Source organism: Enterococcus avium ATCC 14025 (assembly GCF_000406965.1).
Lineage (GTDB): Bacteria > Bacillota > Bacilli > Lactobacillales > Enterococcaceae > Enterococcus_A > Enterococcus_A avium.
In genome coordinates this window covers 89,515-111,433 of the sequence record NZ_KE136363.1, presented here as the reverse complement: position 1 = coordinate 111,433, position 21,919 = coordinate 89,515, and the positions used below count along the sequence as shown (strand labels likewise).

Annotated in this window: 24 protein-coding genes; 1 reads left to right on the top strand and 23 read right to left on the bottom strand. The window is 38.5% G+C overall.

Annotated features, from left to right (window positions below; translation table 11 throughout):
* Positions 1-246, top strand: a 246-nt coding sequence (locus OMU_RS10695; protein WP_016178671.1) for an ISL3 family transposase, incomplete at its 5' end; no start/stop codon positions are given.
* 120 nt (positions 247-366) lie between these two features.
* Here OMU_RS10695 and OMU_RS10690 read toward each other — a convergent pair.
* From OMU_RS10690 to cobA, 23 genes are all read right to left on the bottom strand, one after another.
* Positions 367-1,362 (bottom strand): plasmid pRiA4b ORF-3 family protein, encoded by a 996-nt coding sequence (locus OMU_RS10690; RefSeq protein WP_016179927.1) that lies wholly within the window; start codon positions 1,360-1,362, stop codon positions 367-369.
* Between the two features lie 89 nt (positions 1,363-1,451).
* Positions 1,452-2,612, bottom strand: a complete 1,161-nt coding sequence (gene dnaJ / locus OMU_RS10685; RefSeq protein WP_016179926.1) for a molecular chaperone DnaJ — start codon at positions 2,610-2,612, stop codon at positions 1,452-1,454.
* 149 nt (positions 2,613-2,761) lie between these two features.
* Complete coding sequence (gene dnaK / locus OMU_RS10680; protein WP_016179925.1) at positions 2,762-4,591, bottom strand: molecular chaperone DnaK; 1,830 nt, start codon at positions 4,589-4,591, stop codon at positions 2,762-2,764.
* Positions 4,592-4,640: 49 nt separating this feature from the next.
* On the bottom strand, positions 4,641-5,198 hold the full coding sequence (gene grpE, locus OMU_RS10675; RefSeq protein WP_016179924.1) for a nucleotide exchange factor GrpE: 558 nt from the start codon (positions 5,196-5,198) through the stop codon (positions 4,641-4,643).
* A 33-nt stretch (positions 5,199-5,231) separates the two neighbouring features.
* The gene (hrcA, locus tag OMU_RS10670) at positions 5,232-6,272 is read right to left on the bottom strand and encodes a heat-inducible transcriptional repressor HrcA (RefSeq protein WP_016179923.1); all 1,041 of its coding nucleotides are present in this window, start codon (positions 6,270-6,272) and stop codon (positions 5,232-5,234) included.
* 122 nt (positions 6,273-6,394) lie between these two features.
* Positions 6,395-7,543 carry a radical SAM family heme chaperone HemW gene (gene hemW / locus OMU_RS10665; protein WP_016179922.1) on the bottom strand — a complete coding sequence of 383 codons (1,149 nt, stop codon included), beginning with the start codon at positions 7,541-7,543 and terminating at the stop codon, positions 6,395-6,397.
* A 160-nt stretch (positions 7,544-7,703) separates the two neighbouring features.
* Positions 7,704-8,579, bottom strand: a complete 876-nt coding sequence (locus tag OMU_RS10660) for an LPXTG cell wall anchor domain-containing protein (protein WP_016179921.1) — start codon at positions 8,577-8,579, stop codon at positions 7,704-7,706.
* A gap of 167 nt (positions 8,580-8,746) precedes the next feature.
* Positions 8,747-9,640 carry an LCP family protein gene (locus OMU_RS10655; protein ID WP_016179920.1) on the bottom strand — a complete coding sequence of 298 codons (894 nt, stop codon included), beginning with the start codon at positions 9,638-9,640 and terminating at the stop codon, positions 8,747-8,749.
* Between the two features lie 304 nt (positions 9,641-9,944).
* On the bottom strand, positions 9,945-10,517 hold the full coding sequence (locus OMU_RS10650; protein ID WP_016179919.1) for a histidine phosphatase family protein: 573 nt from the start codon (positions 10,515-10,517) through the stop codon (positions 9,945-9,947).
* Positions 10,514-11,275, bottom strand: a complete 762-nt coding sequence (cobS, locus tag OMU_RS10645) for an adenosylcobinamide-GDP ribazoletransferase (RefSeq protein WP_016179918.1) — start codon at positions 11,273-11,275, stop codon at positions 10,514-10,516. Before cobS ends, OMU_RS10650 begins: the two co-directional genes overlap by 4 nt.
* A complete protein-coding gene (cobU, locus tag OMU_RS10640; protein WP_016179917.1) occupies positions 11,272-11,859 on the bottom strand; it encodes a bifunctional adenosylcobinamide kinase/adenosylcobinamide-phosphate guanylyltransferase in 588 nt (195 codons plus the stop codon). Before cobU ends, cobS begins: the two co-directional genes overlap by 4 nt.
* A 6-nt stretch (positions 11,860-11,865) precedes the next feature.
* On the bottom strand, positions 11,866-12,603 hold the full coding sequence (locus OMU_RS10635; RefSeq protein ID WP_016179916.1) for an AIR synthase related protein: 738 nt from the start codon (positions 12,601-12,603) through the stop codon (positions 11,866-11,868).
* A gap of 106 nt (positions 12,604-12,709) precedes the next feature.
* Positions 12,710-13,414 carry a uroporphyrinogen-III synthase gene (locus tag OMU_RS10630; protein ID WP_016179915.1) on the bottom strand — a complete coding sequence of 235 codons (705 nt, stop codon included), beginning with the start codon at positions 13,412-13,414 and terminating at the stop codon, positions 12,710-12,712.
* A gap of 10 nt (positions 13,415-13,424) precedes the next feature.
* Entirely contained in the window at positions 13,425-14,369 is a 945-nt protein-coding gene (gene hemC / locus OMU_RS10625) for a hydroxymethylbilane synthase (protein WP_016179914.1), read from the bottom strand.
* Positions 14,370-14,407: 38 nt separating this feature from the next.
* A complete protein-coding gene (locus tag OMU_RS10620) occupies positions 14,408-14,974 on the bottom strand; it encodes a cob(I)yrinic acid a,c-diamide adenosyltransferase (RefSeq protein WP_016179913.1) in 567 nt (188 codons plus the stop codon).
* A complete protein-coding gene (locus tag OMU_RS10615) occupies positions 14,971-16,470 on the bottom strand; it encodes a cobyric acid synthase (RefSeq protein ID WP_016179912.1) in 1,500 nt (499 codons plus the stop codon). Before OMU_RS10615 ends, OMU_RS10620 begins: the two co-directional genes overlap by 4 nt.
* 5 nt (positions 16,471-16,475) lie before the next feature.
* Positions 16,476-17,279 carry an ATP-binding cassette domain-containing protein gene (locus OMU_RS10610; protein ID WP_016179911.1) on the bottom strand — a complete coding sequence of 268 codons (804 nt, stop codon included), beginning with the start codon at positions 17,277-17,279 and terminating at the stop codon, positions 16,476-16,478.
* Between the two features lie 25 nt (positions 17,280-17,304).
* Positions 17,305-17,982: a cobalt ECF transporter T component CbiQ gene (gene cbiQ, locus OMU_RS10605; protein WP_016179910.1), complete on the bottom strand. Its 678-nt coding sequence runs from the start codon at positions 17,980-17,982 to the stop codon at positions 17,305-17,307.
* Positions 17,969-18,268, bottom strand: coding sequence for an energy-coupling factor ABC transporter substrate-binding protein (locus tag OMU_RS10600; RefSeq protein WP_016179909.1), 300 nt, complete (start codon positions 18,266-18,268; stop codon positions 17,969-17,971). Before OMU_RS10600 ends, cbiQ begins: the two co-directional genes overlap by 14 nt.
* Positions 18,255-18,998: an energy-coupling factor ABC transporter permease gene (locus OMU_RS10595; protein WP_016179908.1), complete on the bottom strand. Its 744-nt coding sequence runs from the start codon at positions 18,996-18,998 to the stop codon at positions 18,255-18,257. Before OMU_RS10595 ends, OMU_RS10600 begins: the two co-directional genes overlap by 14 nt.
* Positions 18,999-19,002: 4 nt before the next feature.
* Positions 19,003-19,716 (bottom strand): cobalt-factor II C(20)-methyltransferase, encoded by a 714-nt coding sequence (locus tag OMU_RS10590; protein WP_016179907.1) that lies wholly within the window; start codon positions 19,714-19,716, stop codon positions 19,003-19,005.
* The gene (locus tag OMU_RS10585; protein WP_016179906.1) at positions 19,709-20,491 is read right to left on the bottom strand and encodes a sirohydrochlorin cobaltochelatase; all 783 of its coding nucleotides are present in this window, start codon (positions 20,489-20,491) and stop codon (positions 19,709-19,711) included. The genes OMU_RS10590 and OMU_RS10585 overlap by 8 nt, the downstream gene beginning before the upstream one ends.
* The gene (gene cobA, locus OMU_RS10580) at positions 20,488-21,918 is read right to left on the bottom strand and encodes a uroporphyrinogen-III C-methyltransferase (RefSeq protein ID WP_016179905.1); all 1,431 of its coding nucleotides are present in this window, start codon (positions 21,916-21,918) and stop codon (positions 20,488-20,490) included. Before cobA ends, OMU_RS10585 begins: the two co-directional genes overlap by 4 nt.
* Position 21,919: the final 1 nt, after the last annotated feature.

The window sequence follows — 21,919 nt, the reverse complement described above, 5'->3', positions numbered from 1 at the left end:
GACTTTTACGAACGCATTGATCACTTACCTCCGATGCTTGATCCAGCATTTAAAAAAGCGATTCTTTACTTAAACAAACACAAACAAGCGATTATCAATGCGTTAAAATACCCCTATTCGAACGGAAAACTTGAAGGGAAGAATAACTTGATTAAAGTGATTAAGAGAGTGGCATTCGGTTTTAGAACCTTTCGCCACCTTCGTATGCGAATTCTGATTCAACAGAATCTTTGCGACATTATTTGAGCAAAAAAACAAAAAGAAAAAAGGAAACGCCGAAGCATTTCCTTTCAGTGATTTAATGAAAACAACACGATTTGACTTAGAGCCTAAATTACTCCAGACTCTTTTTAATTTTGATTTTACTCATTTCCTGATTCTTTTCTGTTCTAGCCTGGCGTTTATTTCTGCTAGATCAAAGGGCTTCCAAATTTCTTCTCCGCGAGAATCTTCAAACGGTGTATCCCCTTTCGCTTTTACACAAACAGCATACTGAAATTGCACAGCTTCATTCACAAGAACCTTTTCAACCATGATTTGATGTTCCCAATCACACCCAAAATCATAGATATATTCAATTTTTGCACCTTCTTGAAAATCCTCGTCAATCAATCGTCGCTCTTCAGAAAACTGTGACATTTCCAGTTCGCTCGGTCCAATCATTTTAGTCCGATCTACAAAGAAACTATGTAAATGACTGTCTTCCCACCCAAAACTAACTTGAAGAATTTGATGAAGTTGCTGATAAGTAGTGCCAGCCGGAATCTTTAAGCGACGCCAAATAGGTGGTTTAAACCCCTTCAAGTCCACTCTAACTAAATAACTTGTTATTTGGTTTTTAACTTTCTTCTGTTTAGGAAACGCTAAAATATTGTCAGGTGCTTTTTTTCTTGGTACTTCTTCAAGGTCATAGTATTCAACATTATAGGGGTCTTCAACTTCAAAATTTCCTTCACGCCACTCATCCATAATAGCTAATTTTGCTTTAGACCAATAATTCGGATTACTCATACGAGTCAAAAAGGCCGTTTTATTAAGATAAATGAAATAGTGCATATCCTTGCACTCATCCTCTGTGATAATTTTTTCATGATACAACGCACTATAAAGGTCTAATAGGATTTGATAGGCATAAAAGCTTTCATCAATAAATAGAGGCATATGTTTAGGCATATGATGAATCAATGCATCCTCTACAATTTGTTTATCCAACAGCTTACTACTCAGTTTCCCTTTGTCAACAAAGCTTAAAAAGAATTCAATTGTGCGAATTAGGCCATCCGGTTCTGCGAGTCCTCCCGCAATAAAGTAATGCATCATGTCTCTGGTCATTCGATCAAATAGCTTGTCCAATTTATCCATATGAACCTCCTTCAACACATATTCTCTTCTTACTAATAGTAAAAGAAAAAAGAGACTCAATCAACAGTGAATTGATTAAGTCTCTATAATTATTTCTTTCCGCCAAAGGCATCCTTCACCTTACCAAAGAAACCTTCCTCTTTTTGTTCACTAACCGTTTGGCCGCCAGCTTCTGCAAATGCTCGCAACGCTTCACGTTGTTTCTCATTCAAGTTCTTAGGCGTGACGATTTTTACTGTTACTTGCTGATCGCCATTTGTGTTGCCACGAAGTCTAGGCGCTCCTTTGCCGCGAAGCCTAAACTTAGCACCTGTTTGTGTTCCAGCTGGTATCTTCAATTTTACATCACCATGAACAGTTGGAATGTTAATCTCATCACCTAGCGCCGCCTGAACAAAACTTAGAGGCAACGTGTAATAGATTTCTGCACCATCACGATCAAAAATATCACTTTGTTTCACTTTAAAGACCACATATAAATCTCCATATGGTCCGCCATTGATCCCGGCTTCGCCTTGATCAGCTAATCGCATTTGTTGTCCATCTTCAACACCAGCAGGTACTTTTACCTTAACTGTATGAGGACGTTTTTCATGACCTGAGCCATGACAAGTCGGACAAGGATCCTTAATTTCTTTCCCAGTTCCATGACAAACATCACATGTTTGACGACTCATTACACGGCCAAGTGGTGTTTGGTGTTCCACATTGATTGAGCCAGAGCCATGACATTTATGACAGACTTCGGGTTGTGTCCCAGGTTTTGCACCATTACCGTTACATGTATGACAGGTTTCTTCACGATTGTATTTAATGTCCTTTTCCACACCAAAAATAGCTTCTTCAAATTCCAAGTTAATCGAATATTGCAAGTCAGAGCCTTGTCTTGGTGCTTTAGGATCGGCTTGACGAGAACCTCCGCCTCCGAAGAATGATTCAAAAATATCTTCAAAACCAAATCCGCCTGCTCCACCAAATCCACCAGCGCCTCCGAAACCGCCTGCTCCGCCGGCACCAAAGTTTGGATCAGTCCCTGCATGACCATATTGATCATAAGCAGCTCGTTTTTGTGGATCACTTAGGATTTCATAGGCTTCAGAAATTTCTTTAAACTTTTCTTCAGCATCAGCTTCTTTATTAATATCCGGATGGTATTGCTTGGAAAGCTTACGATATGCCTTTTTTATTTCATCATCCGAAGCACCTTTTTGTACCCCAAGGACTTCGTAATAATCCCGTTTTGTAGCCATTGGCTTCCCTCCATAATTTCATAGAATCGTTAGTATTGTATCACACTCAAAATCGATACGATACTTTTCTTAGATTTTTTCTAAAGGAATCACCAATCTTGAAAGAAAAAAGGCCAAAGCGATGACTTTGGCCTTTAGTAACGAATCAATTATTTGTCGTCATCGTTAACTTCTTCAAAATCAGCATCCACGACATCATCCGCGCCGCCTTGAGCTGCGTTTGGATCAGCCTCTGCTTGTTGTTGTGCTGCTTGTTCGTAAAGTTTAACCGTTAAGTTTTGTACGATTTCGTTCAACGCATCGCGTTTCATTTTCATTTCTTCGATATCATTTGCTTCAACTGCCGCTTTCAATTCATCACGTGCATCTTCCGCTTTCTTGACTTCATCAGCGTCTACTTTACCTTCTAATTCTTTCAAGGTTTTATCTACTGAGAATAATAAAGCATCGACATCGTTACGTAGATCTACTTCTTCTTTACGAGCTTTGTCGGCATCTGCATTCGCTTCAGCATCTTTCACCATACGTTCAATTTCTTCGTCTGACAAACCAGATGAAGATTTGATTGTGATTTTTTGTTCTTTTTGAGTTCCTAAATCTTTCGCAGAAACATTTACGATACCATTTTTATCAATATCGAACGTAACTTCGATTTGAGGAATTCCACGTGGTGCTGCTGGAATATCAGTTAATTGGAAACGACCTAAAGTTTTGTTATCCGCAGCCATTGGACGTTCACCTTGCAACACATGAATATCTACAGCAGGTTGGTTGTCAGCAGCCGTTGAGAATACTTGTGACTTGCTTGTTGGGATCGTTGTATTGCGGTCGATTAATTTCGTGAACACACCGCCCATTGTTTCAATACCTAATGATAATGGTGTTACGTCTAGTAATACGACATCCTTCACATCACCAGTGATAACCCCACCTTGGATCGCAGCACCCATCGCTACTACTTCATCCGGGTTCACTGATTTGTTTGGTTCTTTGCCAGTTTCTTTGCGTACCGCTTCAACAACCGCAGGGATACGAGTAGAACCACCGACTAAAATAACTTCATCAACGTCAGATTGTGACAATCCAGCATCCTTCAATGCTTGACGAACTGGAGCTTTTGTACGTTCCACTAAATCAGCAGTGATTTCGTCAAATTTCGCACGAGAAAGAGTTGTTTCTAAGTGCAATGGACCAGCGTCACCAGCTGTGATAAATGGTAAGCTGATTTGAGTTGAGCTAACACCTGATAAGTCTTTTTTAGCTTTTTCAGCAGCATCTTTCAAACGTTGCATTGCCATTTTATCTTTAGAAAGATCAATTCCGTTTGCTTGTTTAAAGTCAGCAACTAAGTAGTCGATGATCTTGTTATCAAAGTCATCCCCACCAAGACTGTTATCACCAGCAGTAGATAATACATCGAATACGCCATCTCCTAGTTCAAGGATTGAAACGTCGAAAGTACCACCACCAAGGTCAAATACTAAGATTTTTTCATCTTTATCAGTTTTATCTAAACCATATGCTAATGCTGCTGCAGTTGGTTCGTTAACGATACGTTCAACTTCTAAACCAGCAATTTTACCAGCGTCTTTTGTTGCTTGACGTTGTGAGTCATTGAAGTAAGCAGGAACTGTGATGACTGCTTTTTCAACTTTTTCACCTAAGTAATCTTCTGCAAAACCTTTAATGTATTGTAATACCATTGCAGAGATTTCTTGTGGTGTATATGATTTGCCGTCTGCTTCTACTTTATAACCAGCTTCACCCATATGACGTTTAATAGATGAAATTGTGTGTGGATTTGTCACTGCTTGACGTTTTGCTACTTCACCAACTTGAATCTCACCGTTTTTAAATGAGACAACGGATGGTGTTGTACGATTTCCTTCTGGATTAGTAATGATTTTAGCTTCTCCGCCCTCTAAGACAGCGACAGCAGAGTTTGTTGTACCTAAGTCAATACCGATAATTTTACTCATAGTTGAAAATCTCCTTTTCCATTATATGTTTAATATAGTAGTTTACATTTTATTGAGCTACAATCACCATTGCTGGTCGCAATACGCGATCATGTAGCTGATACCCTTTTTGCAGCACATTTACAATAGTGTCAGGTTTTACGTCATCTTCTGCTGGAACAGTTTGTACTGCTTGATGCAGATTTGGGTCAAACGTTTCACCTTCTGCTTTGATCTCTGTGATACCTTCTTCTTTTAATGCAACAGTCAAGCTTTCAAGGACCATTTCTACCCCTTTTTTTAGACTAGCGCCTTGATCGTCAGTAACTTCAGTTGCTAGGGCTCTTTCTAAATTGTCGATCGCTGGCAGTAATTTTTTGCCAAGATCTTGTGAACGGTAACGAACCAGTTGTTCACGTTCATTTTTGTTGCGGTTAGACATATTTGCGATCTCAGCGCGAGCTCGTAAAAATTTGTCTTCCATTTCGTTAAACTTATTCGTTAGTTCTTCAACTTCTGAAACTTCTGGAATATCAATATCTTCCGCTTCTTTTTCGGTCGACTCATTTTCAACTGATTCGACTTCTTCTAATTCTTCTTCAACTTCTTGTTTCTTTTCTTCTGCCACTGCGCGTACTCCCTTTCTTTGTAGGAATCGTTTCTAGTGATATAAACCCAAAGAACGATAATAATCGTCCAATGCGTTCGTCAACTCGTATCGGAAAACTTCCAATAGACCAAAAATCTTTGAATATGGCATCGATGTTGGTCCTAATAACGCAATTGTTCCGCGGCCATGTCCACGAATTTCATAGTTTGCTTGAATCATACTAAGATGATCAAACAGATCATTTCCCATCTCCGCGCCAATCCGAACATGAATATCGCTATCATAAGGCAACAGTAGCTGTGTCAGCTCATCTGAATTCTGCATCAATGAATACATTGATTTCACATGATTAAAATCTTGATCAGGATTAAAATTCAAAATATTCATTCGTCCGCTGACAAACACCTTATCCTCAAAAGCATCATTCAAAATCACGTCAAATAAGTGACTGATTCCTTCAGTTGTCTGGAAGTAACGATGCAAAATCATTGGAATCTCAGTTCTCAATTTTTGATAAACACTTACCAAAGGTTGGCCTACTAAACGATCGTTGATAATTCGAACCATTTTCTCCAAGTCCTGACTGTCTACATTCTCAGGAATGCGAAAAACTTGACTCTCAACATTTCCTTTATCTGTGACGATGATCGCCAAAATCTGACGATCATTTAATGGAACAATTCGAAAACCAGTCAATGTCCGATCCTTCATTTCAGGGCCAAGTGAGAACGCGGTATAGCTAGTAACTTGTGAAAGTATCTTGGCAGACTGCTGAATGATATCATCAATCTCATGAATATCTTTCTTAAGCGATCTGCGAATCTGGTCTACTTCTTGATTACTCACCTTCGCTGGCGTTAATAGATAATCCACATAATATCGATAGCCTAAAGCTGAAGGAATTCTTCCAGATGAAGAATGAGTCTTCTCTAACATGCCTAATTCCTCTAGCGCCTTCATATCATTGCGGATAGTTGCGGAGCTTGCTTTTACGCCTTCTTCCATCAAACTTTTTGATCCGACCGGTTGACCCGTATTGGTAAAGTTTTTGATGATTAAGCTGAGAATCAGTTTTTGTCTTTCCGTTAACATTCTTCTCATCCTTTAGTTAGCACTCTTTCTTTTTAAGTGCTAACTCGATTATTAATATACCAACAACTTCTATATAAGTCAAGGAAAAAATATAAAAAATTAGCACTCTACACACGAGAGTGCTAATTGGCGTTACTCAGTAAAAATTCTTCAAAAACATCATTCCCGCGAAATAGTCCCTCCTCAGTCAAACAAACCCTCGAATCCGTCTCTGTTATCAGCTTTTGCTGTTTTAATTTTTCAATCACATCCCCATACACATCCATCATACTGAAGCCAAAACGATTTTCAAAAACGGTTTTATCAACACCTAAAATTTTTCTTAAGCCCAGAAACATTTCCTCTTCAATCTGAGCTTTTTGAGTAAGGATTTCTTCCTCTAACACGGGGAGCTGATCATTTTTCAATGACTTTAAGTAATGCTGGATAGGTCCTCGATTTTTATAGCGTCGATTTCCAAGGTACCCGCTAGCACCTGCTCCGAGACCAAAATAATTTTGATTGTTCCAATAAACTAGGTTATGTTGACTTTCGAACCCAGGTTTTGCAAAATTACTGATCTCATATTGTTTACGCCCAGCTTTTTCCATCGCATCGATCGTTTCGGCATACATCTGTGCTTCTAATTCTTGCTCAGGAAGATGCATCTTCCCACGTCTAACCCAATTCATAAACATCGTTTGATTTTCTAAAATCAATGAATATAGTGCGTAATGAGGTAAATCTAAAGCCAAGGCTCGTGTTACCGTATCACGAAAACTTTCTAGGGACTGACCCGGCAATGCATAAATTAAATCGATCGTTACATTGCTAAAATCTTTTTCTTCTAGCAATTGGATCGTATCATACACATCCTGTGCGGTATGCTTACGACCAATTTTTTTCAGCAAACGATCATCAAATGTTTGAACACCCATTGATAAGCGATTGACTCCATAGTTTTTCATTACATCCAATTTATCAGCAGTTAAATCGCCAGGATTCGCTTCGACTGTAAATTCTCCATTATAATAAGGAAGGATTTCTCGCAATCCACTCAATAAACGTTCTAACTGACTTGCAGTCAATGACGTTGGGGTGCCCCCTCCAACATAAAGTGTTTCCATTTTTTCGACTGGGTTTTGTCTTAAAGCTAAGCGTGCCTCTTTCAACAACGCTTCGATATATTCATCTACAGGCTGACCTTCAAGAAAAACTTTGTTGAAGTCGCAGTAGTAACAAATATGTTCACAAAACGGGATCTGAATATAGGCTGAAGTAGATTTTGTCATCTCGTTCCTCTTTCTAAGTAGTAGTAACAGACGTATTCTAACATACATCTCTCTGCTAAAAACAAACACTTGCTTTTACCGAGCATTCCTAATGTAATTTTTACATTCAAAAAAAGACTCGATGATCCTGAATAATCTATTTCAGGTCATCTAGCCTCTTTTATTTGTAATATTTGCGTGTGTAGTAAAAAAAGATACTCCCAATAATCCCAAAGCCGATTAGCGAAAGTGAAGGATTCGCTTGATCATTTGTTTTAGGGTATTCCTTTACTTGTATATTTTGTTGCTGATCATCAGTCTTTTTTGACGTTGCAGACAGGGTCGTGGGCGTTTTTTCTCCCTCTTTTCCATCTGCCGAAAGGTCATCCCCCGCTGAATCGAGGACAGCCTTGATTCGATTGATACTGCCTTCGATATCGCCTGTGCGATTTTGAACATCTGAAACAGCTGCCTCTGCATTTTCTGCTCCTTCAGTAAACTGACCCTTCACTCTCTGCGCGCTGCTTTTGGCCTTTGAAATGCTTTGATCGAGCGTTGAGCGATCTGACTTTAATTGTTCTTGCAATTTTTCAGCTTCAGCAATCTTTTGTTTTAAATCCGCTCGCACTTGGTCTAATTGCTTTTGCGTCTGTGCCCATTGATCTTCAATTGTGGAGTGATCTGTTTGAATGCGATTATTCACCTCATTAAAATGGTTTTGAAAATCATTGTGCGTCTGATCTAATTGATCTTGAATCACAGCAAAATCATTATGCAGATCCTCATGCCGTTTCTGTGAATACTTCTGAGCCTCAGCAATATCTTGTGCAATCTGTTTTTGACGCGTTTCAAATTGTTGCTGAGCCAATTTGAAAGCAGCCTCTATTTCTGTCTGTCTATTTGTTAGTTCATTAGAAGCGGTTGTACTATCGGAAGTTTCTGATGCTTTCGTTACCTTAACTTCTGAATTAGCAACACTTGCGAAGGCGTCTGTGTTGAACCCAAAAAAACTCGTAGAAAAACCACTACATAATACGATCAAAGCTAATTTTTTCATTAGTTATTTCATCCCCTCGACAGGGATTATAGCTAAAATCATACAAATTTGTTAATAAACAAATTGATCGATTTGTCTAAAAAAATTAATGATTATTCGATTTTGGCAGGACACAAGAAAAAGCCAACGAGTATCCCATTGGCTTAAAAATAGTACGTTTTATTCGACTATTCTGTTAAAAACGTTTGAATTGCTTTTGCATTTGCTTCAGTATCTAGTTCTAAAACACTTCCACTTGGCGTATCATTATTAAATTCCCAAGTTTTATCGATTGGTACAGCAAGGGTTTCAATTTTTTTAGTATCGCCTAAAGCGAAATCTTTTCCTACGCTTAAAATCGTACTTTCAGATAAATTTGTATCGACATATCCCAATAGCTTTCCAGTTGTTTTTGGCAATTTACTTAATGAAGTAACATTTGTGACTTGCTGTGAGATGGCTGAGAGCACCTGCTGTTGTCTGCGAATTCGACCAAAATCGCCCTCCTCATCTTCACGGAATCGAGAATACTGCAACAATGTATTGCCGTCCATTTTTTGTTTACCCGCTTTAATAAATACTTGATCTAAATCTAGATCCTTTTCCGCATCAATGGTCACACCTTTTGGAAACAAATTATCAATAGCTTCTTTAAAATGGTCGAAATTGATTGTTACATAATATTCAATTGGGAGATCAAAGTTTTCTTTTAATGTTTTTCGGACCAGCTCAATGCCACCATATGAATACGCCGCATTGATTTTATCCTTCCCATAACCAGGAATATCAACATAGCTATCGCGCATAATTGAAATTAACTTGGGTTGTTTTCTTTTCTGATCATAATGAGCAACCATTAGGGAATCTGATCGACCTCGATCTTCTCCCCGAGAATCGGTACCAATAATCAAAATGTTCAAATCATTCTGATCTGGAGCTTCTTCTCCGTTAAAAGGGATCGTTTGCTTCGATTGAGCATTTTTTGTCGATTCATAACCCTGTAAAAATGAAAAAATTAAGTAACATTCAAAAACTAATAGTACTCCTAAAATAATTAAGATCAAGCGCTTAAAAACTTTCATTCGAAATCCTCACTTTAAAAATAAAAAAATTATAATTATCAAGCCTGCTGATTGATTCATAAAATATAAAAATAAATTCTCTAAACTACCTGTTCAGTTTATACTAAAACTATTCGTCTTCATCACTAGCATCAACTTTTTATGATTTTTTTATAAACTCTTTTTATTACAATTTATTAATGATCTTCAAATGAAAGAGCAACGACAAAAAAACCGTAATATGATACACGGTCAATCGTCACGTAGTTATTTTAGTCAAATTAATAGCTAAGAAAACAGCTCATTCTATTTATAAGAATAACAGTTACTTATTCCACTCAATCACCTTCGTTGTTGACTCTCCAACTTCAATCAGCGTATAGTTTCCTTGATCCAATGCGATTTCCCAAAATTCATATTCCGGAAACCAGTCTTTCAAAATGACTCGTAGTACGCCGAGATGTCCAACAATTACAAAATCTTGCTTTTTTTGAAGCATCACTTCCAAACAAGCTAAGACACGTTGCTGAAAATCCGAAAATTTTTCCGCATTTGCTGGAGTTACCTCAAAGGGAGAAATCAACCATTTTTCCCATTCTTCTGGAAATCTTTCGTTGATTTGATCCGCACTTAACCCTTCCCACAAACCAAAATCTTTTTCATCTAGTTCGTTTAAGGAAATTTTTTTTTGGTCTGGAAAGATCAATTCTGCTGTTTCGATCGTTCGTTTCAAACTACTCGTATAAATGGGTACCTCAAGTCTCATTCCAGCTAATTTTTCATTCAACAAATAAGCCTGTTGAACCCCGGTGTCGTTCAAGGAGATATCCGTCTTTCCATAAAATAAGTGTCTTCTATTATATTCTGTTTCTCCATGACGAATCAAAATGATTTTCATAAAAAACCTCGCATTAGAATTAAAGTCAATAAAAATACTACTTGTGAGATAGGCGAACAGGCGCCTAAAGTATCGCCATTAAGACCATTAACCTTGTTCATAACTAATTTGCGATAAAGCCAAACAATTAAAAGATTGACAATAAAGCATACAATCCCTACTCTACCTAAAAAAATGAACAACACAAAAAAAGAAAACAATTGACAAATTAAGATATTTTGCTTTTTTACATTCAAAAAGGTAGTACCTAATCCTTGAGAATTATTACCAGAATACTGCATCTGATAAAACAAAAGACTGATGCCATTTTTCCCTATAAGATTCAATAATAAAACAATTGTCGTCTGCAATTGAATATTGAGATTGGGGAGCAACACTAAAAAGCTAAAAACTAAAAGTAGATAATAAAAGACGATAGCCAAAACGCCATTACTACCAACGCGGCTGTCCTTCATGATTTCCAGCATACGATCTTTGTCACGAGAAGAAAACAGGCCGTCAGCCATATCCGATAATGCATCTAAATGAAAGCCACCAGTCAACATCACATCAAGAAACAATATCATAACCCAAGCGATACTGGGACTGAATAAATATTGTAAAGGCCAATAAACAACAGCCTCTAAAAAGCCAATCATTAATCCAAACAGCGAAAAAAAACGAACGCCTGAACGCATTTTTTCTTCAGGTTCATCAACCGCAATCGGAATCGGTATTCGCGTAAAGAATTGAAAATACAAAATTAGACTATCAATCATTTTATCTTCATAGGGATACCGGCGATCACGAAAAATACCGCATCCGCTTCCTTTCCTAAAGATTGGTTTACATGACCTAATACATCTCTAAACCAACGGGAAAAAGCATTTTCGGGAACGATTCCTAGTCCCACCTCATTTGTCACGACAACCAAATCCGTCTGACTATTCCGCGCTGCTGTAAGAATTTTTTGCCATTCATTGAGAATATCGGCTTCAATTGCAGCCTTCTCTTTTTGAGTTAGCTTAAGGATTTCTTCGTCAATTATTGTGAAGTCCTCACCAAATCGTTCTTTCATTAAGTCAAAAAAATAATTAGTCGATAGCATAGTCGCGCAATCCAATAAATGCGCTGACACTTGTGCTTGTTCGATTACGTCGGAGACAACTAAGTACGTTTCGGTGGTTTGCCAATTTTTAGGACGTCGCTGTTGATGGAGAGATATTCGGTTAGCCATTTCAGGATCTTGAGCCGAGCAATTCGTTGCAATATAATTAATTTTTGCCTCTGTATCCAATAAGCTCTCTGCAAAAGCTGATTTGCCGCTGCGTGCTCCGCCAGTAACTAATGTAATTTCTCCCAAACTTTGTCACCTCTTTTTATATTCACCGATTTTTTTCAACTCGGAATAACGAGATGTAATATCGGCTTCTTGTTCTGATTTAACTGCTATTAGAATAACTGTTGCCGGTCCCGCTGAACAATCTAGATTTTCTACCTCTGAAAAATGAATCTGGAACTCAGAGTCCTTCGCCATTAATTCTGCTTCATAACGAATACCTTTCGAACCAACGGGCAACATATCTATAACTCCAGGCTCTGATCTTAGGGCCTTTACCAAAGGATAGGAAAAAATTGTTTCCCGATTTTTCACAACCTGTTCCCCAACATAAGGCTGTCCTAATTGCAGGAGACTGCAGGCTTGCTGCATCTGAAAATTTTCTTTTCCCGCCTTAGTTTCCGCCACAACTGTGATTCCAACACTAGTAGTTTTAGTAAACATGTTTTCCTCTGTACTGCCATTGAGGGTGATATTAGAAAGTTCAGCTCTAGCCAATTCTTCCCTTATCCCTTTTAACATTCGTTCTCCAGTAGGAGCATATTCATTACCGATCAAATCAATCACAGCAATCGGTTCTGCTCCATAACATAATAATTCCATTAGGGGAACACGCAAACAAAAAGCGGCTGTTATTGCGGGATCAATTTCAACGGCATCGTGTTCCTTTTTCCCAATACCCGCACTAGAATCACAAGCGATCACCAGCGATTTTCCCTTCGAAATAGGTAAAATGGAAAGATCTCGGTATTCTTTTATCAAACTCACAGGCCGATCACTCCTTATTCTTTGAAGAAAAAATTAGCTTAATCAAAAGTGTCTGTTAATCAGCTAATTCCTCTCATAAAAATTCAACTCAAAAGTGGTGTAATTATTACAGAGAACTGACATTCTCTTGGTCAATTCTTCTCAATAAGCATTCATACAAATGCGGCATATCATAAATATCTGGTTGGATAGCCACATGCTGTTCTTTTTCTATCACTCTAGCTGTAACGGGGCCGATAGCGGCAATCGTTAACTGCGACCAAAAATTTTCGGGCAACTGCTTAAACGTTCTAATTGTTTTACTAAAAGAAGTCCAGGCTGAAGGACTAGCAAACAATACATAATCAATAGTTTCATTCATTATCAGCTTTTGCAACCGTGCTTGATCTTCTGGGAAAAATTCATTTCTGTAAATGACCTGCTCTAAAACTACATGTCCTTGTCTAGCTAAAGCATTATATATCACACGCCGGGCTTGAAATGAATGGGGCCAAAAAACACGCTGTTTCGCTCCGACTAGGCGAAGCCATTCCTCTACTAATCCCTCAGAAAAGCCTTCTTTCGGTTGAAAATCAACAGAGTACCCCAGCTCTTGCAACGTTTTGGTCGTTTGATTGCCAATTGCAAGTATTTTGGCCTGCTGATTCAATTGTGTAAAATCAAAATATTTTACGGCATTGACACTAGTGAAAAAAATCCAATCATACTCATGCTCCAGGCTTTTATGTGGCTGGAAAACCGTGCGATTCATCGGAATAGTAATAACCTCCACGCCTTTTTCTGCAAACACGTGTTGAATATCAATCGGCATACTTGCTTCTCTAGTGTATAAAAGTTTCTTTTTGATCGTTCTTACACTCCTCAATCAATGTAATTGCGCCTTGCTTGATCAGATTATCGGCAACAGCTCTTCCTAAAATCACCGGATCATCTCCCTGCAGCGTTTCTTTCAGAATGATTTTCCCATTTTCGCTCCCAATCATCCCTGTTAATTCATAAGAACCATTTTTTTGCCGACAGTACGCTCCAACAGGAAAAGTACAGCTTCCATCCATACTGTTTAAAAAAGCACGTTCTGCAGTTACTGCTATTGCTGTTTCTAAATGTTCCATTTTTTTGAGCATTTGAAGAATTTCAGTATTATCTTTACGACATTCCAAAGCAATCGCACCTTGTCCGATTGCCGGAAGCATGATCTCTGGAGATAGTTCTTGATGATAAACTGTTTGATCCAGTCCTAGACGTTCTAAGCCGGCTAGTGCTAAAACAATCGCATCGTACTGACCTTCATTCATTTTACGTATCCGTGTATCGATATTTCCTCGAATCGGCTGGATATCAAAATCCGGACGCACATGCAGCAGATGAGCCTTTCTGCGAAGACTGCTAGTTCCAACAACAGCATTTTTGGGTAAAGTCTCTAAGGTTTTCCCAGCTTCTCGAATAATCAGAGCATCTGTTGGTGAATGACGCTTCATTATACAGGCCAAGGCTAATTCTTCGTGAATCGTGGTTGGGATATCCTTTAAGCTGTGAATCGCAAAATCAATCTCACCTTCACGAAGCTGGTATTCTAATTCTCTTACAAAACAGCCCTGCCCACCGATTGCTTGCAAGTTATGTGTAGCTAAGTGGTCTCCTTTGGTTTTGATTTTTACTAACTCTACTTCAACCTCTGGAAAATGCTCTTGAAAAACAGCTAATGTTTGTTTTGTTTGCGTCGTGGCTAATTTACTACCTCGTGTGCCAACTCTAAGCTTTTTCATTTTCTTCCTTCTTTCACTCAATAAACCCTTTTTCAGACTCACTTCTTCCTATCAAAAACAGGAGCGCTATTCTCATATAAGATTTCGGTTTGCTTAGCTTGACCATTAACCCAACGAGCCAAAGCAAAAAAGTAGTCAGATAAGCGATTTAAAAACTTTAACGCCTCTTCGTTAATTGCTTCATTGTATTCCAAGAGAGCTACTGCATTTCGTTCAGCCTCTCTGGCAAAACAACGACAAAGATGTAGATTTGCGGCCGTGACCGTCCCGCCTGGTAATACAAACCGATCAATTTTTGGGGATTCCTGCCAATAAAAATCAATTTTTTCTTCCAACCAAACAATGACCTGAGATTGAACCTTATAGGGGCGTTTCTCCTCAGGGGTTGCAAAGTCACTGCCACAATCAAATACCCACTGTTGAATCTGAACTAATTCTTCATACAGTGAATCTTTTTGAGCTAAAGAAGCTACGGTGAGTCCAACCTGAGCGTTTAATGTGTCAATCGATCCATACGCTTGGACACGGGGAGCATTTTTTTTTGCTCTTCCTCCCCCAACCAATCTAGTAAAACCACGATCTCCGTAACGCGTATAGATATTCATACACTTACCCCCTGATTCATAATTTGATAAATTTTCTCCAAATCGACATTTTCACGAACTAAATTAGCCAGCTTATCATACTGCTGATTTTTATACTCATGATAAGGCAACGCAATTTTGTCAATCGGGGCTAACCCTTTTTCAGCTCGAACCTGATTTAACAGTTTTCTTCGCCAAACACTATTATCAAAAACACCGTGAAGATACGTTCCGATCACCTTTTTATCTGAACTAATTGCTCCATCTTTCTTCAAAACTGTTTGTCCATTAGCAGAAATAACTTGAGCAAAATACTGTTGCTCGTAATTTTCAGATCTACCCATGTGAATTTCGTAACCGTTAATCGTCTCATCATCAATTATTGCTTCTACCCTCGTAGTCGTTTTTTCTGCTTCAAAAAAGGTTTCTGTGTTCAATAGACCAAATCCATCAATACTGCCAATAGTAGATTCTACGTGATGAGGATCATGCAGTTTTTTTCCAAGTAATTGATAGCCACCACAGATTCCAAAAATCATTTTTCCTTCGGCTCTTATTCGTTCAATCTCTTTCGCTAATCCAGATTGCTGCAAGTAGAGACAGTCTTCTAAAGTATTTTTACTTCCAGGTAAAATAAGAATATCCGGACTTCCTAGTTGATCATTAGGAAAAACATACCGAACTGACACATCTGGCTCACTTTCTAAACTCTTAAAATCAGTAAAATTGGACATTTTAGCTAGTCCTATTACAGCAATGTCTAACTCTTTCTGCGTATTATACATTCGGCTCACCTGTGATAAAGCCACACTATCTTCATCTTCAATATTTAATTGTGCATACGGGATGACCCCAACCACCGGAACATCGGTCAATTCTTCAATCATTTTTAACCCTGGTTCTAACAAGGCGATATCGCCGCGAAATTTATTAATGATAATTCCTTTAATTCGGTTGCGTTCTTCAGGCTCTAATAAATGAATCGTGCCATAGATCGAAGCAAAAACACCGCCCTTATCAATATCCGCTACTAAAAGGACCGGAGCATCGGCAATTTTTGCCATTCCCATATTTGCAATATCACGACTATTTAAATTGATCTCTGCTGGGCTACCTGCACCTTCCAGGACAATCACGTCATTTTCTTCTAGCAACTCCTGATATAAATCAGATATTTTTTCTATCAGCTGAGGTTTAAAATTATGGTATTCCACAGCATCCATATCGCAAAGGACTTTCCCATTAAAAATCACTTGCGATTTGCGATCAGAAGTAGGTTTTAATAAAACCGGGTTCATTCGTGCATCTGGTTCAATCCCGGCAGCCTCTGCTTGGAAAACCTGTGCTCTCCCCATCTCTTTGCCATCTAATGTGATATAAGAATTCAATGCCATGTTTTGCGACTTAAAGGGCATTACCTTCATTCCGTCTTGATGAAAAATACGGCACAAGGCTGCCACCAAAATACTTTTACCTGAATCCGAAGCAGTCCCCTGAATCATCAAGCTTTTTCCCATCTTCTTCACCTCGCTCTCATTTTAACTTGCATAAGTTCTTGCTGATTTTTTACTAGCGGAAAACCTAATTGCTGATGAATTTTCACCAACCACGGCTGCTCCAATCCTGCAGCCTCAAGAAGCTTATCATCCAAAAATACTTGGTCAGCTTCTCCTTCTTTAATGATTATTCCTTTATCAAGAACATACAGATATTCGCAAATCTCATACATTAGATCCATATCATGACTAGAGAGAATAATTTTGGTCCCCTGTTGGATTAGACGAGAGATAATCTCAATCATCTGTTGTCTGCCGGCTGGATCTAACCCTGCAGTTGGTTCATCCAATAATAGCCATTTTGTTTTAAGCATTAAAACGCTGGCAATCGCAACCTTTTTCTTTTGTCCATAACTCAAGTATTGAACCGGTTTCTTTTTCAAATGTTCAATCTTCAGTAATGCGAACACCTCGTCCATTCTGGCTTTTATTTGCGTTGGTTCAATCCCCAGATTTTTTAGTGCGAAGGCGACGTCATCTTCCACGATCGAGTAAAAAATCTGATGTTCAGGTTCTTGAAAGACAATTCCAACTTCCTGTCGGTACTTATACAGCGCCGCTTTTTTATAATTCAGCGGTTGATTATCATAAATGATTTCGCCTTGACTCGGTCGTAAAAGTCCTACGATCGCCGCAAATAAGGTTGATTTCCCTGAACCGTTTGCTCCTAAAACGCCGATTGCTCGATAATCGCTAAAATCCAAAGAAAGATGATGCAAGACATCTGCTTGATTTTCGTAACTGATACATAAATCTGTTACCTTAAACACGGTAGCACCTTCTTTCATTTAGTAATCATAGTGGAAAATCACCATCAAAAAATTTCATTTCAAGCGAAAGAATCATCTTATTGAAGCGATCAAAGGTTTGAAAAAATAGAAGCTTAATCAATACCCCTAATGATTGATAGCTGTTTTTCAATCCTTTGAATCCAAAACGCATATCCTGTGCACGTTTAATAATCAGAAGTTCATCAATGAAAATAAAAATAAAGCGATACATTAACATGGTTAATTCAATCAATAGCGCTGGAAAATGAGCTTTTTTCATAATCAATAAAATTTGGTGGAAAGGAACAGTTAAAATGAAAAAATAGGTACAAATCACACAACTAGCCGACCGAAAAAACAAGCGTGTTCCTAAATAAAGTGATGCTTCAGATATACCTAGAAAATGATGAAATACTGGAATCTGAAAGATAAAATCTTTTGACTGTGAGCTGACGGAAAACAAGATTGTTAAGATACTAATCACAAGAAAAGGCGCCGGAACCAGCAGCCATTTGAAATACCTGCTTGCTCTCACTTTTGTAACAAAGATAGTTACTCCACCAATAATGAGACTTATTAGAACTTGAACTATTGGCGGCGATAGAAAACAACTGATCAATAGAAAAAGATACAAACAACCTTTTATTCCTGGAGATAGATCAAGTAGCCGGTTTTCATAAGCAATCTTATCAATTAACAGCATTTCTATTTTTTCCTTTGTAGTAACCTAAAATATAGGTAATGATTCCTACACCTAAGCTTCCTTGCAGAGTAAATAATAGGCTCTCAATCTCTCCGCTTTTAGGTTCTAATAATGAATTAAACCAAGGTTGGTAATCCGGATTAATCTCTGCTATTACGTTTTCTGCTTCCCCATCTGAACCGCCATACTCAGCATGTTGATTGATTAGTAGTGCCCCCACCATCAAAGCTACGACCGCTAATAATAGAATAATATTTATACCCGTTTTTGATTTATTTTTTTCCATTGTTCAAAACCCCTCTTTCATGAAAAGAAAAATTCGCTGAAATAAGATTATAAGCAACGACGGTCAAAAGCCCTTCGGCAATGGCAATTGGAATCTGAGTCATCATAAAGACACCTACAAATTTCATGATTGCTCCAAAAATACCTGATGAAGGATCGGGGAAAACTAGTCCAAGCTGAACAGAGGTGGTAAAGTACGTCGCTAAATCTGCAATGAACGCACACAAGAACAAACAAACAGACGTTGAAACATTCGCTTTTTTCAGAAGCACATAAACGCCATAACCAACAAATGGACCAACAACTGCCATCGAAAAGGCATTTGCTCCTAAGGTCGTTATTCCGCCATGAGCTAATAATAAGGCTTGGAATAATAAACAAATGGTTCCTAAAACACTGATCACTCCGGGTCCAAAGAGAGCTGTTCCGATTCCAACACCCGTTGGATGTGAAGTAGAGCCCGTAACTGATGGGATTTTCAATGCTGATAAGATGAAAATGAACGCCCCGCTAAAAGCTAACAGTACTTTGTTTTGTGGATTCTCAGCCACAGCTTTTCTGATACTGAATAATCCATAGAAAAAGAACGGAATGAATGCCGCATACCAAAACAAACACCAGCCAAGTGGCAAGAAACCTTCCATGATGTGCATCGCGTGTGCCTTTTGAGGGACAACTAGAATTAAAAGAAGCGCGACAAAGAGAATTTTTTTAACTGTTTTTATTTTCATCTTTTTACCTTCCTTTCAACGTTCTATTTTTATAAACAATCATGGTACTGAAATAGGAAAGGGAATCCTGTTCATCCAACTCATTTAGTCCAATCATAATTTTCTCTGACGACATTGAAGAATCACTGACCAATACCGTTTGTCCTAATAAATCTAGCTCCGTTAAGAGCTTTACTATTTTGGGCAGTGCTATCGAAACCTTCATTAAAATAACTGTAGAAATATTTTTTAAAGCGATTCGTAGTATTTCTTCATCAGCAGTCGCAGGTAAAACGGCATAACTCTCTTCATCAATTACCAAAGGAATCTGCAACTCATTAGAAATTTGGCAAAAAGAAGAAATGCCTGGAACTGTCTCTGTTTCTATTTGTTCTGTCATCCGTTCTAACAAATAACTGTAGGTACTATAAACCATAGGATCACCTAAAGTTATGAATGCTACATTCAACCCGCTCTTGACATCTGAAATGATTTCCTCAGCAATCTTGTCCCAAGCGTTTCGTTTTTCCTCCCAATTATTTACCATCGGGAAGTGACGTTGTTTAATCATTAGGTCTTCCTTTAAATAAGGCGTAACAATTTGTAAAGCTAAACTTTTACCAGCTTTTTTAGGTTCTGGCGTATACAGGCAGTCAACCATTTGCAAAACTTCTTTTCCACGAATCGTTAATAAATCTGATGCTCCCGGTCCAGTCCCAACTCCATAAAATTTAGTCATTTGTCGATCCTTCCATCATTGCTGCTGCATGCTCACAAAATTGCTGTTGTATTTCCTGAAATTCACCCATACCTCTAAGGTGCGCCTCAACAGTAAAACCAGCCTGTTCCAACTGAGATTTCCAAGAATCCTCTTCATCAGAAGCCATATCATTTGTTGCATGATCACCAGCCACCAACATTAATGGGTAAAGCTTGATCTTTTTATATCGGCTTTTTTTAAGTCGTTCAATCAATAAAGAAATTTCTGGATAGCTTTCCACCGCACAGATAAAGATTGGTTTTTCCAAAAGCATATGATCAAGACAAGCGTAAACTGTAAAAGCGGAATGCTGACTGCCGTGCCCCATTAATACTAGCGCCTCATTCTCATCGAGATCCGCTGCCATAGTCTTGAGCCAAGCAACGACCTTTTGATAATCTTCAATACTGCTAAGTAATGGCTTCCCAACTTTGACAAGCTCTAGCTGATTCTTATAACGCATTGCTTGATGCAGAGCTTTAGAATATTCAATTCCAGGAATGATGTGAAGTGGTTGAATATAGATTTCTTTGTACCCTTCAGTAATCAGTTTTTTCATCTGTTGTTCTACCGTTAAAACCGTTACATTTTCTTGCTCTTTGATCTTTTTGATCACCTTATTGGAAGTAAAGGCACGGAAAACATCTAATTCAGGATATTTCTCTGCTAACTTTTCCTCTACAGCCCCAATTGTTTTTTTTCGTGTCTCTGGATAACTTGTCCCAAAACTGACAGCAATTAATGCAGGCTTCATCGCTTCATCTCCTCTTTTATTTTTTCTACGACTTGATCAAATGTAGGTTCCGCCGTCTGAACCACAGCAAGCTGATAACTATCAAAGACCGCTTTTGTCTTCTGCCCCATAACAATCACTTTCTTTTGCGCGACAATTGCCAACTCCTCCTTACTTAATGCAGCTAGGAACAGGCGGGCTGCTTTAGAATTTGGAAAATACATCAGATCGGCCTTTTGCCAAAGATCAGGAATATCAACAGTGATTTTCTCCTCGTGTGTAAGCAGCTTTTCAACGGGAGATTCGTGATTCTTTAGCTCTGCTAACGTTAAAGAATCACCTAAGAATAGGCTGTCCGTGTTTTCTTCTAATCGCTGCAGGCATTCCGTTAAATCTGGATAATTCATATCAGGTCGTATTCCGGCCTTTTCCAGAACCGATCCAGTGTGATGTCCAACAGAAATAAAATACCAGTCGGCTAATTTCCGCCAGTCAATTTCCTGTGTTTTCATTGCTCGAATAAACATTTCTACACTTAGTGGATCAGTGAAAACTGCTTGTCGAGGTTCAGAAAAATCGATAATTGTATCAAAAAATACAATACTACTTGGTGGTAGTTCGATAATTTCCGCGCCTAAATCTGTTAAACGACTCACCATACGTTTCTTTTTTGAAAATGGAACGGCAATACTGATTGAATACAAAGGTCGTTCTTCAAAGAAGTTTAATTCTCTCCTTCGTGTAACCACCTCACCGATTACAATCAAACTAGGCGGCTGTAGTTTCGCGACACAGGCTTTTTCAAAAATTGTTTCTAATGTCCCGACTACTGTTTTTTGTTGTTTACGACTCGCCCATTGAATGATTGCCGCTGGAGTATTCTTATCCTTCCCATGAAGCATTAGCTGCTCGGTGATTTTCTTTAAACCAGACATCCCCATTAGAAAAACTAAAGTTCCTCCAACCTTAGCCGCTGTCTCCCAATCAATTTCACGCTCAGAATTATTTAAATGACCAGTATAAACATGAAAGTCTGCTGCCAAATCACGATGAGTAATTGGAATTCCGGCGTAAGCTAATCCTCCAATTGAAGAAGTAATTCCTGGAATCACTTCAAATGGGATTCCCGCTTGCTTTAAAGCCACTCCTTCTTCTCCACCACGACCAAAAACATAGGGATCACCGCTTTTTAGTCGGACTACATCAAGGTCTTGTTCAGCCTTTTCGATCATGATTTCTTCAATTTTTTCCTGTGGAACAGGATGGTAATCGGGCTTTTTGCCTACGTAAATTTTTTCACAGGTTGCTTTGCAGGAATTCAGAATCGCTGGATTTATCAAACGGTCATACACTATCACATCCGCATGTTTGATTTTTCTCAATCCTTTAACAGTCAATAATTCTGGATCTCCTAGTCCTGCACCAATTAAGGCGATACATCCAGTCATT

Coding starts and splice junctions, on each gene's coding strand:
- OMU_RS10690 (WP_016179927.1), bottom strand. CDS start 1,362: ATGGATAAATTGGACAAGCTATTTGATCGAATGACCAGAGACATGATG.
- dnaJ (WP_016179926.1), bottom strand. CDS start 2,612: ATGGCTACAAAACGGGATTATTACGAAGTCCTTGGGGTACAAAAAGGT.
- dnaK (WP_016179925.1), bottom strand. CDS start 4,591: ATGAGTAAAATTATCGGTATTGACTTAGGTACAACAAACTCTGCTGTC.
- hrcA (WP_016179923.1), bottom strand. CDS start 6,272: ATGTTAACGGAAAGACAAAAACTGATTCTCAGCTTAATCATCAAAAAC.
- hemW (WP_016179922.1), bottom strand. CDS start 7,543: ATGACAAAATCTACTTCAGCCTATATTCAGATCCCGTTTTGTGAACAT.
- OMU_RS10660 (WP_016179921.1), bottom strand. CDS start 8,579: ATGAAAAAATTAGCTTTGATCGTATTATGTAGTGGTTTTTCTACGAGT.
- OMU_RS10655 (WP_016179920.1), bottom strand. CDS start 9,640: ATGAAAGTTTTTAAGCGCTTGATCTTAATTATTTTAGGAGTACTATTA.
- OMU_RS10650 (WP_016179919.1), bottom strand. CDS start 10,517: ATGAAAATCATTTTGATTCGTCATGGAGAAACAGAATATAATAGAAGA.
- cobS (WP_016179918.1), bottom strand. CDS start 11,275: ATGATTGATAGTCTAATTTTGTATTTTCAATTCTTTACGCGAATACCG.
- OMU_RS10630 (WP_016179915.1), bottom strand. CDS start 13,414: ATGCCGATTGATATTCAACACGTGTTTGCAGAAAAAGGCGTGGAGGTT.
- hemC (WP_016179914.1), bottom strand. CDS start 14,369: ATGAAAAAGCTTAGAGTTGGCACACGAGGTAGTAAATTAGCCACGACG.
- OMU_RS10620 (WP_016179913.1), bottom strand. CDS start 14,974: ATGAATATCTATACGCGTTACGGAGATCGTGGTTTTACTAGATTGGTT.
- OMU_RS10615 (WP_016179912.1), bottom strand. CDS start 16,470: ATGGGAAAAAGCTTGATGATTCAGGGGACTGCTTCGGATTCAGGTAAA.
- cbiQ (WP_016179910.1), bottom strand. CDS start 17,982: ATGCTGTTAATTGATAAGATTGCTTATGAAAACCGGCTACTTGATCTA.
- OMU_RS10600 (WP_016179909.1), bottom strand. CDS start 18,268: ATGGAAAAAAATAAATCAAAAACGGGTATAAATATTATTCTATTATTA.
- OMU_RS10595 (WP_016179908.1), bottom strand. CDS start 18,998: ATGAAAATAAAAACAGTTAAAAAAATTCTCTTTGTCGCGCTTCTTTTA.
- OMU_RS10590 (WP_016179907.1), bottom strand. CDS start 19,716: ATGACTAAATTTTATGGAGTTGGGACTGGACCGGGAGCATCAGATTTA.
- OMU_RS10585 (WP_016179906.1), bottom strand. CDS start 20,491: ATGAAGCCTGCATTAATTGCTGTCAGTTTTGGGACAAGTTATCCAGAG.
- cobA (WP_016179905.1), bottom strand. CDS start 21,918: ATGACTGGATGTATCGCCTTAATTGGTGCAGGACTAGGAGATCCAGAA.